This window comes from Arthrobacter flavus (assembly GCF_039526005.1).
GTDB classification, from domain to species: domain Bacteria; phylum Actinomycetota; class Actinomycetes; order Actinomycetales; family Micrococcaceae; genus Arthrobacter_D; species Arthrobacter_D flavus.
In genome coordinates this window covers 280395-295822 of record NZ_BAAAIJ010000059.1, presented here as the reverse complement: position 1 = coordinate 295822, position 15428 = coordinate 280395, and the positions used below count along the sequence as shown (strand labels likewise).

Sequence of the window (15428 nt, the reverse complement as noted above, 5' to 3'; positions counted from 1 at the left end):
GCTGGGAGCTGTCTGCTCGGCTGGCACCCACGCCAGCGACTATCAACCGTATTCTTCGAAAGGGCTGCAACGCATGAGTCGTCGACGCGCCGATGCTGGCCGGAACGCTGAGGATTCGGTGGGCGCCCCCGCGGGACGCCACCTGGGCCGCCGGGCGCCACAGCGGATCCTGCAGATCATCGCGGTAGCCCTGACCACCGTCCTCGTTGCTGGAGTCGGGTTCGCTTCAGTGCAGCTGCTCCGGCTGCAGGGCAATGTGGCCACCCAGCCGCTGAACCTTTCGACGGACCAAAACGAGGCCGACACGGCGGATATTGACCGGGATCCGGTCCAGATTCTCGTCCTTGGAACCGACACCCGCGCGGGCGCCGACAACGCAGCCTACGGTGGAGCCGAATTCACCACCGAAACCGGCAATTCCGACGTGATGATGCTGATGCATCTCTCGGCTGACCGTGAAAATGTCACAATGGTCAGTTTCCCCCGTGATCTGCTGGTCCCGCTGCCCGCCTGCCTCAACCCAGAGACCGGGACATTGACCCCCTCCCAGGACCTCGCGATGCTCAACGGGGCGCTCGGTAACGGTGGGCCGGGGTGCACGGTGGCGGCGATTAACGAGCTCACGGGGTTGAAAATTGACCACTTCATGATGGCTGATTTCAACGCGGTGAAGGAACTCTCGTCGACCTTGGGCGGGGTCGAAGTCTGTGTCAACGACGCCGTGGAAGACGCCTACTCCGGGCTGAGCCTTCCCGCTGGCACCTCCGAGGTTGAGGGCGAGCAGGCCCTGGCCTTCCTGCGGACCCGGCATGCTTTCGGCGACGGTGGGGACGAAGGCAGGATCCGCGCTCAGCAGTCGTTTATGGCGTCGATGGCACGCAAGATTCAGAACGAGGGCACCCTCACCAACCTGCCCCGGATGTACGCAATCGCTGAGACCATCACCAGGAACCTGACGGTCGACGACGGCCTGAGCCAGATTCCCGATCTACTGCGATTGGCTGACCGCCTCAAGGACGTCGACCTCGCCAAGGTGGCTTTCGTCACCATGCCGGTCCTGCCTTACGAGCCTGACCTGAACCGGCTGGTCCCCGATGCGGAACCCGCCGAGGAGCTGTTCGAGGCGCTGGTCGCCGATCGCAGCATCGTGGGCGAACCAGAGCCTGAGCCGTCGGAGGCAGGCGACCCGTCGGGGACTACCGGTGCTTTCGCATCGCCCGACGCGGAGCCGACCGACGAGCCGGTACCCGACTTTGATCCCGCAGCCGTCCCGTTCACCATTATCGACTCCTCGGGAGCGACCGATCGGGGCGAGGAGATCCAGGACCTTCTCGTGGCAGAGGGCTACACTCAGGCAGTTGTCACCGATGACGTGGCAACTCCGGCGACCCAGCTCTTCGTCGGAACCGGTTATGAGGCAATCGGCGCCGTCGTGGCCGAACTGTTTGGACTCGATGAGGTGCAGGTCCTGTCCAGTCCGGCCACCGTGGGTCTGGCGTTAAACGTGGGCACCGACTTCACTGCTGGCTCGACTGTGGACACCGACGGGCTCCCACCCGCGCTGACGGGCCAGACCGCCGATCAGGTGACCTGCCAGTCCTAGGACAGCCGACAGCGCTACCAGATCCGGACCCGCTCAGCCGGGTCCAGCCACAGATCATCGGTGGTTGTCACCGAGAAGGCGTCATGGAACTGGTCAAGGTTCCGCACCACCTGGTTGCAGCGGAACTCGTTGGGGGAGTGCGGGTCAACGGTCAGGCGCCGGAGCGCTTCCTCGGCGCGGATCTTCTGACGCCAGCAGCTGGCCCAGGAGAAAAAGAAGCGCTGGGCCGAGGTCAGTCCGTCCACGACTGGCGGCTCGACGCCGTCCAGGCTTAGCAGATAGGCGCGGTAGCCGATCGACAGACCGCCCAGATCCCCGATATTTTCTCCGAGCGTGAGGCTGCCGTTGACTGTGCTTCCTGGCGCCTCGGCAGGGGAGAGCACGTCATACTGGTCCACCAGCCGCTGGGTCAGGGAGTCGAAGGCGGCACGGTCCTGGTCGCTCCACCAGTTCTCGAGGCGCCCGCTACCGTCGTACTGGGAGCCCTTATCGTCGAAGCCGTGACCGATTTCGTGACCGATGACCGCCCCGATTGCCCCGTAGTTCACTGCCGGGTCGGCGTCGACGTCAAAGAACGGTGGCTGCAGGATCGCGGCTGGGAAGACAATCTCGTTCATCGTCGGCATGTAGTAGGCGTTCACGGTCTGCGGGGTCATCAGCCAGTTGCCCCTGTCGATCGGACCACCCAGTCGCGAGAGCTGGCGGTCCAGTTCGAATGCAGTGGAGCGCTGCACGTTACCGTAGGTGTCGCCGTCGACAATCTCCAGCGACGAGTAGTCGATCCACTGGTCCGGGAAGCCGATCTTGGTGTCGAACCGGTCCAGTTTGGCGAGGGCCCGGGCCTTCGTCTCGTCGGTCATCCAGTCGAGCGAGGTGATGCTCTCCCGGTACGCCGCGAGAAGGTTCCCGACCAGGTCGAGCATGATGGCCTTGTGGGTGGGAGGGAAGTGCCTCGCGACGTATTCACGTCCTACCGCTTCGCCGACGGCACCCTCAACCAGCGCCACTCCACGCTTCCAGCGCTCCTTGATGTCGGGCGTGCCACTGAGGTGGGTGCCGTAAAAGGCAAACGCCGGGTCGACGAAGGAACTGCTCAGATAGCTTGCCGCGTGCAGCAGGACCCGAGTAGTCAGCCAGCTCTTCCAGATGGTCAGGTCCTCCGCCGCCAACAGCCGGTCCACCGCGGCCAGGTACTCCGGCTGATTGATGATTACTTCGTCGGGTCCCTCACGCCCCTGGGTGAGCTGCTCCAGCCAGGAGCTGCTGAACGGGGCGAGATCGTCAAGGGCGCCGCGGGCCAATAGGTTGTAGGTGGCCTGCGGATCGCGCCGGGTGACGGCGTCCATGTGAGAGGCCGCAAGCTGGGTCTCCAACTTGACGACGGCCTTCGCACGAGTCTGAGCCTCAGGATCACCCGCAGCCGTGAGCAGGGCGATGAGCAGGGTTAGGTATTCGTCGCGGGTCTGACTGAACTTATCCTCGCGGTAATACGATTCGTCGGGCATGCCGAGCCCGGACTGGTAGAGGTGCAGCAGGTAGCGCTCGGGGTTCCCGGCGTCGTTACTGACGTAGGGCAGCGCCAGGCCGGCAATGCCGGACCGCGTGAGTTCGCCATCCAAGGCGACCAGTTCGGCGGTCGAGGCTACAGCGTTGATCCGTTGGAGGATCGGCGCCACCGGTTCGACGCCCAGCTGCTCAATCCGCTCCTCAGCCATGAAGGAGCCGTAGAGGGCCTTGATCCTGAAGTTATCGCCAGCCGGATCAGCGGTGGCCGCGGCGTCCTCGATGATCTGGCGTACGGCCAGTTCAGCGGCGTCCCGCAGCTGGGTGAATGCTCCTTCGAGGGGGCGGTCCGAGGGAATGTCCGTGGAGTTCAGCCAGGTCCCGTTGACGTGCCGGAACAGGTCGTCCTGCACCCTCGCGTCGGTGCCTGTCGCCGCCGTGGTGGTCGCTGCCAATGCCATGGGTTTTCCTAACTGGTATGAGTGGAATCAGTCCGAAGCCCATCCTATGCTCCGTGCTAGGGTTGGCTTGTGCGCGCAGAACTGCTCCTTCTTAGCTGCCGCGGCGGGGCCACAACGACCAGGTAGTCACCACGACACGGTCAAGGCCGATTCCCCGCTGCGGAGTCTGTAATGCCCGGCCCAGTCCAGATATCCGGTCTTAGTCCCGACCCTTGGACTGCTGAAGAGTCTGCCCCGCGAACCCTCACAGAACAGGCCACACCCCATGCGCAACGCACAAAAATCCTCCGGAATGCCGTTCCACAAATACACGCCCTTCCAGGATCAGATCACGGTTCAGCTGCCCGACCGCACCTGGCCTGACAAGGTCATCACCCAGGCGCCCCGCTGGTGTGCTGTCGACCTGAGGGACGGCAACCAGGCGCTGATCGACCCAATGAGCCCCGAACGCAAGCACAAGATGTTCGACCTGCTCGTTCACATGGGATACAAGGAGATCGAGGTCGGTTTTCCGTCGGCATCGCAGACCGATTTCGATTTCGTCCGCCAGCTGATTGAGACCGACCGGATTCCCGACGACGTCACCATCCAGGTCCTCACCCAGGCCAGGGAGCACCTGATCGAGCGCACGTACCAGTCCATCGAGGGGGCAGACCGGGCCATCGTCCACCTCTACAACTCGACGTCAGTGCTGCAGCGCCGGGTCGTTTTCAACCAGGACATGGACGGGATCATCGACATCGCGCTGACCGGCGCGCGGCTGTGCAAGAAGTTTGAGGAGACCCTGCGGAACACCGAGGTCACCTACGAGTATTCTCCCGAGTCCTTCACCGGCACGGAACTGGAATTCGCGGCACGGATCAGCAATGAGGTGGCGTCTGTGCTTGAGGCGAGTTCCGACCGCCAGATGATCCTGAACCTCCCCGCAACCGTCGAAATGGCCACCCCCAACGTCTACGCCGACTCCATCGAGTGGATGTGCCGGAACCTGGACAACCGCGAGAACATCATCCTGTCGCTCCACCCGCACAACGATCGAGGCACCGGGGTGGCTGCCGCAGAGCTCGGCTATCTGGCGGGGGCCGATCGGATCGAGGGATGCCTGTTCGGCAATGGTGAACGCACCGGAAACGTGGACCTGGTCACCCTCGGAATGAACCTTTACGGGCAGGGTATCGACCCGATGATCGACTTCTCCGACATCGATCACATCAGGCGGACCGCTGAATACTGCAACCAGCTCCCCGTCCCCGAACGCTCGCCCTATGGTGGCGACCTGGTGTTCACAGCCTTCTCCGGCTCACACCAGGACGCGATCAAGAAAGGCTTTGAGCGGATGGAGAGCGACGCCGCCGAGGCTGGAACAACAGTCGAGGACATCCCCTGGGCAGTCCCCTACCTGCCCATCGACCCGAAGGACATCGGGCGCAGCTATGAGGCAGTGATTCGGGTGAACTCACAGTCCGGCAAGGGAGGAGTGGCGTACCTGCTGAAAAACGAGCACAGCCTCGATTTGCCCCGCCGCGCGCAGATCGAGTTCTCGGGGGTCATCCAGCGCCGCACTGACACCGTCGGCGGGGAGATCAGCGGAGCCGACCTCTGGAAGGTGTTCCAGGACGAGTACCTGCCCAGTCGCGCTGGCGGAGCGGGCACCTGGGGCCACTACGCGCTCACCAGCGTCAACACTGCGACCGCTGAGGATGACTCTTTCAAGCTGACCGCCTCGCTGCTCGTGAACGGTGTCCAGCAGCGACGCTCCTCCCAGGCGAACGGCCCGATCGCTGCGCTGCTCGCCATTCTCGGTGAAGACGGAGTGGATGTGCGCGTCCTCGATTACACCGAGCACGCACTGTCCGCAGGAGGCAACGCCCGCGCCGCCGCCTATGTCGAATGCACCATCGGTGAACGCGTGCTGTGGGGTATCGGCATCGATGCCAACACCACTATGGCCGCGCTGAAGGCGGTCATTTCTGCCGTAAACCGGGCGATCCGCGACCAGCAGCAGCCCAACTAGCTGCGGCAGCCACGTGTGCATCCATCGGCTGAGGCTCACCGTCGACGGATGCACACATGCGCTCCAAGGGGTGCGAAAATAGGTCTGTGTCTTCGTCCTTCGCTTCCCGCACCTACCGCGCCGAGGGCGTGGTGCTGCGCACCTACAAGTTGGGCGAAGCCGACCGGATTATCGTCTTCCTGACCCGCGACCATGGGCAGGTCCGGGCGGTAGCCAAAGGCGTGCGGCGGACCAGCAGCAAGTTCGGGTCCCGGCTGGAACCCTATATGACTGTCGATCTGCAGCTGGTGGCTGGTCGCAACCTCGACGTCGTTACGCAGGCGCAGACCAAGGGAGCCTACGGGCACGGTATCGCTGCCGACTACGGACGGTACACCGCCGCTGCGGCGATCGCTGAGACCGCTGAGCGGCTGACCGACGCCGACGGCGAGTCCTCCGGCGCGCAGTACAACCTGATCGTGGGCGCCCTGTCCGCCCTGAGCAGGGGGCTGCATGCGCCGGAGCTGATCCTCGACTCCTACCTGCTGCGGGCACTTGCCACCGCGGGGTGGGCGCCCAGCTTCACCGACTGCGCCCGCTGTGGTACCCCCGGCCCACATACCGCCTTCTCGGCGCCGCTCGGTGGCGGGGTCTGCCCTGACTGCCGGCCACCTGGTGCGGCGTCCCCAGCGCCGGAGTCCATGGAACTACTCGCCGCCCTCCTGTCCGGAAACTGGGGAACAGCTGATGCCTCCAGTCCGCAATCCCGCCGGGAGGCGGCGGGATTGGTGGCAAGCTATCTACAGTGGCACCTCGAACGCGTCGTCAAATCTCTCAAACTAGTGGAGCGTCAGTGAACCAGGACCGACCAGGTACCGGCCCCGTACGGCCATGGCCCCACCCCTCGGGTGAGGTGGCGCCGGCGATTCCGGCGCAGTTCGTGCCACAACACGTGGCGATCGTGATGGACGGGAACGGCCGATGGGCGAACGAACGCGGGCTGCCCCGAACCGAGGGACACCGGGCGGGTGAGGCAGCGCTCCTGGATGTAATGGCCGGGGCCATCGAGATCGGGGTGAAGCACGTGTCCGTGTACGCCTTCTCCACCGAGAATTGGAAACGGTCACCCGAGGAAGTGCGGTTCCTGATGGGGTTCAGCAGGGACGTGCTGCGCCGGCAACGGGATCAACTCGATGCATGGGGGGTGCGGATCCGCTGGTCCGGCAGGAGACCGCGATTGTGGCAGTCCGTGGTCAAGGAACTCGAAATAGCCGAACAGCAGACCCTGGGCAACACCACCTGCACCCTGACCATGTGCGTCAACTATGGTGGCCGCGCCGAAATCGCCGACGCCGCCAAGGCGATCGCCGAGCAGGTGGAGGCCGGCAGGCTCCGGGCGTCGGCCGTGTCCGAGAAAACCATCCAGAAGTATCTCGACGAACCCGACCTCCCGGACGTGGATTTGTTCCTGCGGACCTCTGGGGAGCAGCGGTTCTCCAACTTCATGCTGTGGCAGTCCGCCTACGCGGAGATGGTGTTCATGGACGTCCTGTGGCCCGACGTCGACCGTCGGGTCTTGTGGCGGGCGATCGGGGAATACGCGGGCCGGGACCGACGGTTCGGTGGCGCAGTGGACCAGTCGGCGCCAGCGGCCCGGTAGCGTCGCCCCGGCAGGTTCAGCCCGGCAGGTTCAGCCCGGCAGGTTCAGCCCGGCAGGTTCAGCCCGGCAGGTTCAGCCCGGCAGGTTCAGGCTGTTGCTGGCAGCGGAGCCACCCAGCCAGGGATCGGTATACCTCGCGGCGGACAGGTTCCCGGGAGAGCAGGACATCGTGCAAGGCACCCTCAAACCGGCAGACCGTGACGTTGGGACCGAGCTGGAGCGCCCGCTGGGTCATCAGGGTGACATCAAGGACGCTATCCGAGGACAGCATTGAGTCATTCCAGACCGGGCTGACCGACGAACGGGCCGAGGCCAGAACCAGGACGGGAACGTCAATAGCCAGGCCCCTCCGCACCTGGCCGTGACCCGCCAATACTGCTGCAACCCAGCCGGCCCGAATCGGGAAGCCGAACTCGGGTCGCCACTGTGGGTGAATCTCCCACTCGCCGTCGGCGGCGTTGCTGATGCTGCGCCAGTAAAAACCAAACTCCGGCAGGATCAGCTTTGCCTTCGGCTTGAACCGGATGATGGGATCGATCAGACCCTGGGTTGCGCCACGCAGGATCGGGTTGCTCTGCACATCCAGCCAGGGACTGTTAAGGATCAGGCTCTGGATCCTGCCAGGGTTGCGGTGGGCCCACAGCGAAGCGATCAGTCCGCCCATCGAGTGGGCCATCAGGTGAATCCTCACCTCGGTTCCCACACCGTGCCGCGCCCTGACCCGGGACTCAATCGCCCGCATCGCACCATCAATATCCTCGTCATACTCGTCGAGGTTCGCCACATAGCCGGGGGTTTGACCGTCGCGGAGACTGCGCCCGTACTTCCTCAGATCCAGTGCATAGAACTCAGCTCCGCGGCTGGCAAAGAAGGCGGCCAGGCCACGGTGCTGGAAGTAGTCGCTCCAGCCGTGGATGTACAGGACAGCGGTAACTGGGGGAGTGGCGACGGCCGGGGGCTCCGGAGCGGGGGCCAGCCGATCCGTCAGGCGGGACCACCAACGTGCCAAGTGCTGCAGGCCGGGGGCGGCATCCGGGGGCGGGGGCTGGTCAGCGATGACTTGCGGCGTGTAGGTCACCAGTGTTGCGACGCAGGGCCCCTCATCATCAGCGGCCAGTGTGAGGTCGGCGGCGGTGAATCCGTCGCCCAGATAGTCCGGTTTCCAGGTCATCGCCATTCGAAAACTGTAACCGGTCTTTCCACCGGCCCGGCAGATCCGCCGGTCGGAGGGCGAAACGCAAGTTGTTGTTGACTGCCCCGGCATGGGAGTTTTAGAGCATGCGAATCTACCCTGCCCTTTTTCAACTGGTCTTTGCCCGCATGGACGCCGAAAAGGCTCATCGCATTGGGTTCCGGTTGATTCGTGTGGCGGAGCGGACGCCGGCCGGCCTGGTGCTGCGGCACCTGACCAAACCTCACCCCGGCCTGCAGACCTCAGCCTTTGGGCTCACCTTCCCGTCCCCGTTCGGCCTGGCGGCTGGATTCGACAAGGAGGGTCACGGCATCACCTCACTCACCAGCCTGGGATTCGGGCACATTGAGGTGGGAACCATCACCGGGCAGGCGCAACCGGGCAACCCCACCCCCAGGCTGTTCAGGCTGATCGCCGACCGGGCCGTGATCAACCGGATGGGGTTCAACAACGACGGTGCCGCGGCCGTTGCCCCGCGGCTCAGGGCGGCGCGCACCAGACTCGAACGGCGGTACGTTGCCAACCGGCCGATGATCGGGGTCAACATCGGGAAGACGAAGTCGGTCAACCTCCGCGACGCCGTCGAGGACTATCTGGTCAGTACCCGCGAGCTGGCGCCTGCCGCCGACTATCTGGTGGTCAACGTCAGCTCGCCAAACACCCCCGGCCTGCGCCTCCTGCAGAACATCGAATCCCTCCGGCCCCTGCTGATTGCCGTCCGGGCAGCCGCAGATGAGGCCGCCGGGCGGCCGGTACCGCTGCTGGTCAAGATTGCACCCGATCTTGAGGACCAGGACATTGACGATGTGGCGGCACTCGCCGTCGACCTTGGACTGGACGGCGTGATCGCGACGAACACCACCATCACCCGGTCGGGGCTGGTGACCGACAACGCGACGGTCATGAAGTGTGGGGTCGGTGGACTCAGCGGGGCGCCGTTGAAGCAGCGTTCGCTCGAGGTGCTCCGCCGTCTCCGTGCCGCGGCCGGTGAGAACCTGACGATCGTGTCGGTGGGCGGGGTCGAGTCCGCGGAAGATGTCCTCGAACGCCTTGATGCCGGCGCTACCCTGGTGCAGGGTTACACGGCGTTCCTCTACGAAGGACCATTCTGGGCCCGGCGCATCAACCGGCGCCTGGAAGCCCTGCTCGCAGCACGGCAATAATCCCGGAACTGTAACTCCGCGACAGTGAGCCCAAGAAAATAACCCCGGGCCGCTGGGCGTCCCGGGGTTATTGTCGAAAGATAGCTAGGCGGGGTACTGGCCGCGCTTCACGAGCGGCTTGGGCAGACGCAGCCGGCGGAGCTGCAGCCCACGGGTGACTCCATACCAGAGGTCACCCCGGGCAGGTTCCCCGAACTTTGCGGTCAGCTTCGACTTGAGGGACCGCCGCAGCAGGAAGCAATCCAGGACGACAGCGAGGATCAGGATCCAGAAGGCGTTCAACACGATCGCTTGTACCTGAATGTTCTGCACAAAGCTCAGAATCACGAACACGAGGGCGGCTACCATCAGGAACTCTCCGAGGTTCCAGCGGGCATCGACGAGATCCCTGATGTAACGACGGGCCGGGCCCTTGTCGCGCAACGGTAGGTACCGTTCATCCCCGGTGTCGAGGGCCTGGCGCGTTTTGAGCCGTTCTGCCCGCTGTGCGTCCCGGCTTGCGGCCCGTGCCGCCTTCCGGTCGTCAGGCACCAACGGCCGTTTCCGCGCAGCCTCCTGCGAGCTACGGCGCGGCGTCGGTGCTCCCTTACCTACTGGGCGCTCTACGGGTAACTGGTCTACGGGAGCCTCAGGGGCCTCTTTTTTTCGTCCAAACACCCTCCAAGGATACCCGGCCTGATCGGACCCGTGGTCCCGGTCACTGTGTAAGGTCGACATCATGACTCCCGAACATCCTTCGTCCAGCACCGACTATTCAGTACAGGGCCTTCGGGCGGCGGTAGCCGCCGGGTTCGACCAGACGGTCAGCCAGCTCGTCAGCCTGGTGGCCATTCCGGGGATCGCCTGGGAAGCCTTCGACCCCGCGCAGCTGGATCGCAGCGCCGCCGCCGTCGCCGAGCTCATCAGCGCCGCAGGCATCAGCGACGTACAGGTGCTGCGGGTCAGCACTGACGGGGTGCCGGGCGGCCCGGCGGTTGTGGCACGTCGCCCCGCAGCCCCAGGCAAACCGACAGTGCTGCTGTACGCTCACCACGACGTGCAGCCCCCCGGCGATCCGGACCTGTGGGAGAGCGAGCCGTTTTCCGCCGTCGAACGCGACGGCCGGCTCTACGGCAGGGGAGCCGCCGATGACAAGGCGGGCATCATGGCGCACCTGGGGGCATTGCGGGCACTCGATGAGGTGCTGGGGGAGGACTTCGGCGTCGGCGTCACCTTGTTCATCGAGGGTGAGGAAGAGGCAGGCTCGCCAACCTTCAGGACCTTCCTCGAAACCCACCGTGAACTGCTGCAGGCAGACGTCATAGTGGTGGCAGATTCCAGCAACTGGAAGGTCGGGGTTCCGGCCTTGACCACCAGTCTGCGTGGCCTCGTCGACGGGACTGTCGAGGTGCAGGTCCTCGACCATGCAGTTCATTCGGGAATGTTCGGCGGGCCGGTGCTCGACGCGCCGACCCTGCTGTCCCGGTTGATCGCTACCTTCCACGACGACGCCGGCGACGTCGCGATTGCCGGTCTGGCCGGCGGCGACGACGCAACGGTCGACTACCCCGAGGCAGATTACCGGGCCGACGCGTCAGTGCTCGACGGCGTGCGTCTTGCCGGCACCGGATCGATCGCCTCACGGCTGTGGACGAAACCTGCCCTCTCCATCATCGGGATCGACGCGCCAACAGTTGCGCTCTCCTCCAACACCCTGCTGCCCCGGGCCCGGGCCAAGTTCAGCCTGCGGCTCGCCCCCGGCCAGGACCCGGCGGCGGCCATGGCCGCCGTGCAGGACCATGTGGAACGTCACGCTCCCTTTGGCGCGAGGGTCACGTTCGCCGCGGGGGAGACGGGCAACGCCTTCGCCGCCGACACCACCGCGCCCGCCGCAAAGACCGCGCTGTGGGCGCTGGAAGAATCGTGGGGGGTCCCGGCGGTTGAGGCCGGCATGGGCGGGTCGATCCCGTTCATCGCCGATCTCACCGAGATCTACCCCTCGGCGCAGATCCTGATCACCGGGGTGGAGGATCCGGACTCGAGGGCCCACAGTGCCAACGAATCATTGCACCTGGCCGAGTTCCAGAAAGCGGTCCTCGCCGAGGCGCTCATGCTGTCCCGGATTAACACCGACGGGTTGTGAAAAGCCGGGGGTTGGTCCCGAACGGGACTGCCGACGTACCATTGGGTAGGACGCAAAACCGCGACACGTGTCCACAGCGAGGAGAAACCAGTAATGAGTACTTCCACCAGCGAAACCACCACAGAAACCACCGAGGCCGCGTTGGCCGCACACGAGGTGGCACTATCTGATGTAGCTGCCGACAAGGTACGCAGCCTTCTCGAGCAGGAGGGCCGCACCGACCTCCGCCTGCGCGTCGCCGTGCAGCCCGGCGGCTGCTCTGGTTTGATCTACCAGCTGTACTTCGACGAGCGGACCCTCGACGGCGACGCCGTCAGGGACTTCGATGGCGTCGAGGTCATCGTCGACAAGATGAGCGTTCCTTATCTTGCGGGCGCCTCGATCGATTTCGAAGACACCATTTCCAAGCAGGGCTTCACCATCGACAACCCCAACGCCGGCGGTTCCTGCGCGTGTGGCGATTCGTTCCACTAGCACGTGTCAGCTGCCCAAACAAACACGAAGATGTCCTGCCAAAAGTTCCGCGGCAGGCCGTCTTTGTGTCATCCAATGGCGGCGGTAACAGGTAAGCTCTACAGTGAGTAGTAAAACTAAATGTGTGCTTTTTGCGCACACGGGGTAACGCCGCCACGGGTGGCAGACACGTAAGAAAAGGAAGGGCCGTCTGTGAGTTCGCAGCACCGAACCGGCACCCGGCGCGCAAGGGTCGTCAAGATCTCCAGCATGATGCTGATTGGCGCGTTGTTTCTGTCGGGCTGTTCAGCTGAAGTCCAAAGGGGTTGGTTGCCCGCCGAGCGCGACAACACCAACCACACCGGCCGAATCATCGATCTGTGGGTGAACTCCTGGATCGCCGCACTGATAGTCGGCATCATCACCTGGGGTCTCATCATCTGGTGCATCGTTGCTTATCGCCGGCGCCGGAATGAGACCGGATTCCCACGCCAGGTCAGCTACAACCTTCCACTCGAAGTGTTCTACTTGACCATTCCTCTGTTCATGGTCCTGGTGTTCTTCTACTTCACCGACCGCGACCAGCAGGCGATCGACGCCCGCGTCGACAACCCCGATGTCATCGTCGATGTCCGCGGCAAGCAGTGGTCCTGGGACTTCAACTACGTCAATGAGGACAAGTACTTCAGCGGCGTCCAGGCGAACCTTACCGGCGAGGAAGGCATTCCCGAGACCCTTCCGACCCTGTACCTGCCGGTCAACCAGACGGTCGAGCTACAGCTCAATGCCCGCGACGTCATCCACTCTTTCTGGGTGCCAGCGTTCCTGCAGAAGCGCGACATGATTCCAGGTCGCACCAACTACATCACCCTGACCCCGACCCGGGAAGGCACGTTCGACGGCAAGTGCGCCGAACTGTGTGGTGAGTACCACTCGGAGATGCTCTTCAACGTTGCGGTTGTTTCGCAGCAAGAGTTCGACGCGCACATGGCCACCCTTGAAGACGGCCAGCTCGGGGAAGAATACGATCGCAATGCCTACCCGGACTCCGAATCCGAAACAGCAGGGAGTAACGGCTGATGTCCACCTACGAATACACGGCTGAAGATACCGGTACCCTGGTCGCACCACGGGTAGTGCCGAGGTCCAAGGGGCGCGTGGTAGTCAGTTGGATTACTTCCACCGACCACAAGACCATCGGGTACATGTACCTGATTGCCTCGTTCATCTTCTTCTGCTTCGCAGGAGTGATGGCACTGGTCATCCGCGCTGAACTGTTTGAGCCCGGCATGCAGATCCTGCAGACCAAAGAGCAGTACAACCAGCTCTTCACCATGCACGGCACCGTCATGCTCCTGATGTTCGCCACCCCGCTGTTCGCCGGGTTTGCCAACGTGATCATGCCGCTCCAGATTGGGGCACCCGATGTGGCGTTCCCCCGCCTGAACGCCTTGGCTTTCTGGTTCTTCCTCTTCGGCAGCACGATCGCCGTCTCCGGTTTCATCACCCCTCAGGGCGCTGCATCGTTTGGCTGGTTCGCCTACGCACCGTTATCGAATACCACGTTCTCCCCGGGGCTCGGTGGTGATCTGTGGGTCTTTGGGCTGGCGCTGTCCGGTTTCGGCACCATCCTCGGCGCGGTCAACTTCATCACCACGATCATCTGTATGCGCGCCCCCGGCATGACCATGTGGCGGATGCCCATCTTCACCTGGAACACGCTGGTCACCGCGATCCTCGTTCTGATGGCCTTCCCACCCTTGGCCGCCGCACTCTTCGCGCTGGGAGCCGACCGACGGTTTGGTGCCCACATCTTCGACCCGGACAACGGGGGAGCGATCCTCTGGCAGCACCTGTTCTGGTTCTTCGGCCACCCCGAGGTGTACATCATCGCGCTGCCGTTCTTCGGCATCGTGTCCGAGATCTTCCCGGTGTTCAGCCGCAAGCCCATCTTCGGCTACAAGGGCCTGGTCTACGCCACCATCGCGATCGCTGCGCTGTCGGTCACCGTCTGGGCGCACCACATGTACGTCACGGGAGCGGTCCTGCTGCCGTTCTTCGCCTTCATGACGATGCTGATCGCGGTACCGACCGGGGTAAAGTTCTTCAACTGGATCGGCACCATGTGGCGGGGCTCGATTACCTTCGAGACGCCCATGCTGTGGAGCCTCGGGTTCCTGGTGACCTTCCTCTTCGGCGGGCTCACCGGCATCATCCTCGCCTCACCACCGCTCGATTTCCATGTCTCCGATACCTACTTCGTGGTGGCTCACTTCCACTACGTGGTCTTCGGAACCGTGGTGTTCGCGATGTTCGCTGGCTTCTACTTCTGGTGGCCCAAGTTCACCGGCAAGATGCTCAACGAACGGCTGGGGAAAATCCATTTCTGGATGCTGTTCCTCGGCTTCCACGGCACCTTCCTCATCCAGCACTGGCTGGGCGTCATTGGGATGCCTCGCCGGTACGCCGATTATCTGCCTGAAGACGGGTTCACTGCAATGAACCAGTTCTCAACGATCGCGTCCTTCGTTCTTGGTGCTTCACTGATTCCCTTCTTCTGGAATGTGTACATCACCTGGCGCAGTGGCAAGAAGGTAGAGGTCGATGACCCCTGGGGCTTCGGTGCGTCACTCGAGTGGGCTACCTCATGCCCACCACCGCGCCACAACTTCACGTCCCTGCCACGGATCCGCTCAGAGCGACCAGCACTGGACCTCCACCACCCCGAGCTGCAACAGCAGCATACGCCTAGCTCGGCCGTCGGCCAGGCCCTTGGCGCAGCTGACCGGAAGGATGCCTAAACCATGAAGGTTGAAACCGGACTCTTCTTGTGGGGTGTGCCTTTCTTCCTCGTCGTAGGGGTTGTCTATGGATACCTCACCGGCTGGGATGAATACGTCGGCTTCCTGGGCATTCTGCTCGTAGGCGGTCTGGCGGCGATGATCGCGTTCTACCTGGGCTTCACCGGACGCAGAGTTGGAATGCGGCCCGAGGACCGGCTCGACGCCGAGATCCATGAAGGCTCCGGCGAACAGGGACACTTCAGTCCCTGGAGCTGGTGGCCACTGGCGCTGGGTCTGTCCGCCGCAACTGGGTTCCTCGGTCTGGCAGCCGGCTTCTGGATCCTCTACATCAGCCTCGGCATGGTCGTGATCGCACTCGTCGGCTGGGTCTTCGAGTACAGCCGCGGAGATCACGCACACTAACCAGATCCACGCTTAACGTCAAAGAGGCCCCCACCGTTCACAACGGTGGGGGCCTTTTTGACGTTAAGCGCT

Annotated in this window: 13 protein-coding genes; 10 read left to right on the top strand and 3 right to left on the bottom strand. The window is 63.7% G+C overall.

The features are described from left to right. The first annotated feature begins 73 nt into the window (after positions 1–73). Positions 74–1603 (top strand): LCP family protein, encoded by a 1530-nt coding sequence (locus ABD059_RS16385; protein ID WP_343881984.1) that lies wholly within the window; start codon positions 74–76, stop codon positions 1601–1603. 14 nt (positions 1604–1617) lie between these two features. Here the strand turns inward: ABD059_RS16385 and ABD059_RS16380 are convergent, their stop codons facing one another. Continuing rightward, entirely contained in the window at positions 1618–3567 is a 1950-nt protein-coding gene (locus tag ABD059_RS16380) for a M13 family metallopeptidase (RefSeq protein ID WP_343881982.1), read from the bottom strand. 265 nt (positions 3568–3832) lie between these two features. Between ABD059_RS16380 and leuA the strand changes: the two genes are divergently transcribed. The 3 genes from leuA to ABD059_RS16365 are packed head-to-tail and all read left to right on the top strand — an operon-like array spanning position 3833 to position 7220. Further along, complete coding sequence (leuA, locus tag ABD059_RS16375) at positions 3833–5581, top strand: 2-isopropylmalate synthase (RefSeq protein WP_343881980.1); 1749 nt, start codon at positions 3833–3835, stop codon at positions 5579–5581. Positions 5582–5637: 56 nt separating this feature from the next. Next, positions 5638–6417 carry a DNA repair protein RecO gene (gene recO / locus ABD059_RS16370; RefSeq protein ID WP_343881978.1) on the top strand — a complete coding sequence of 260 codons (780 nt, stop codon included), beginning with the start codon at positions 5638–5640 and terminating at the stop codon, positions 6415–6417. Then, positions 6414–7220 (top strand): isoprenyl transferase, encoded by an 807-nt coding sequence (locus ABD059_RS16365; RefSeq protein WP_343881976.1) that lies wholly within the window; start codon positions 6414–6416, stop codon positions 7218–7220. The genes recO and ABD059_RS16365 overlap by 4 nt, the downstream gene beginning before the upstream one ends. 58 nt (positions 7221–7278) lie before the next feature. Here ABD059_RS16365 and ABD059_RS16360 read toward each other — a convergent pair whose 3' ends face one another. Then, complete coding sequence (locus ABD059_RS16360; RefSeq protein WP_343881974.1) at positions 7279–8397, bottom strand: alpha/beta hydrolase; 1119 nt, start codon at positions 8395–8397, stop codon at positions 7279–7281. Between the two features lie 101 nt (positions 8398–8498). Between ABD059_RS16360 and ABD059_RS16355 the strand changes: the two genes are divergently transcribed. Beyond that, on the top strand, positions 8499–9575 hold the full coding sequence (locus tag ABD059_RS16355; RefSeq protein ID WP_343881972.1) for a quinone-dependent dihydroorotate dehydrogenase: 1077 nt from the start codon (positions 8499–8501) through the stop codon (positions 9573–9575). An 84-nt stretch (positions 9576–9659) separates the two neighbouring features. On the opposite strand, the gene ABD059_RS16350 is transcribed toward ABD059_RS16355, so the two are convergent. Then, positions 9660–10232 carry a DUF3043 domain-containing protein gene (locus ABD059_RS16350; protein WP_343881970.1) on the bottom strand — a complete coding sequence of 191 codons (573 nt, stop codon included), beginning with the start codon at positions 10230–10232 and terminating at the stop codon, positions 9660–9662. 61 nt (positions 10233–10293) lie between these two features. Here ABD059_RS16350 and ABD059_RS16345 point away from each other — a divergent pair, with 61 nt between their 5' ends. From ABD059_RS16345 to ABD059_RS16325, 5 genes are all read left to right on the top strand, one after another. Continuing rightward, positions 10294–11697: a dipeptidase gene (locus ABD059_RS16345; RefSeq protein WP_343881968.1), complete on the top strand. Its 1404-nt coding sequence runs from the start codon at positions 10294–10296 to the stop codon at positions 11695–11697. 93 nt (positions 11698–11790) lie between these two features. After that, positions 11791–12171 carry a HesB/IscA family protein gene (locus ABD059_RS16340; RefSeq protein WP_343881966.1) on the top strand — a complete coding sequence of 127 codons (381 nt, stop codon included), beginning with the start codon at positions 11791–11793 and terminating at the stop codon, positions 12169–12171. Between the two features lie 192 nt (positions 12172–12363). Beyond that, positions 12364–13230, top strand: coding sequence for an aa3-type cytochrome oxidase subunit II (gene ctaC / locus ABD059_RS16335; protein WP_343881964.1), 867 nt, complete (start codon positions 12364–12366; stop codon positions 13228–13230). Next, a complete protein-coding gene (gene ctaD, locus ABD059_RS16330) occupies positions 13230–14951 on the top strand; it encodes an aa3-type cytochrome oxidase subunit I (protein WP_019482757.1) in 1722 nt (573 codons plus the stop codon). The genes ctaC and ctaD overlap by 1 nt, the downstream gene beginning before the upstream one ends. 3 nt (positions 14952–14954) lie before the next feature. Further along, positions 14955–15356, top strand: coding sequence for a cytochrome c oxidase subunit 4 (locus tag ABD059_RS16325; RefSeq protein WP_343881961.1), 402 nt, complete (start codon positions 14955–14957; stop codon positions 15354–15356). Positions 15357–15428 lie beyond the last annotated feature (72 nt).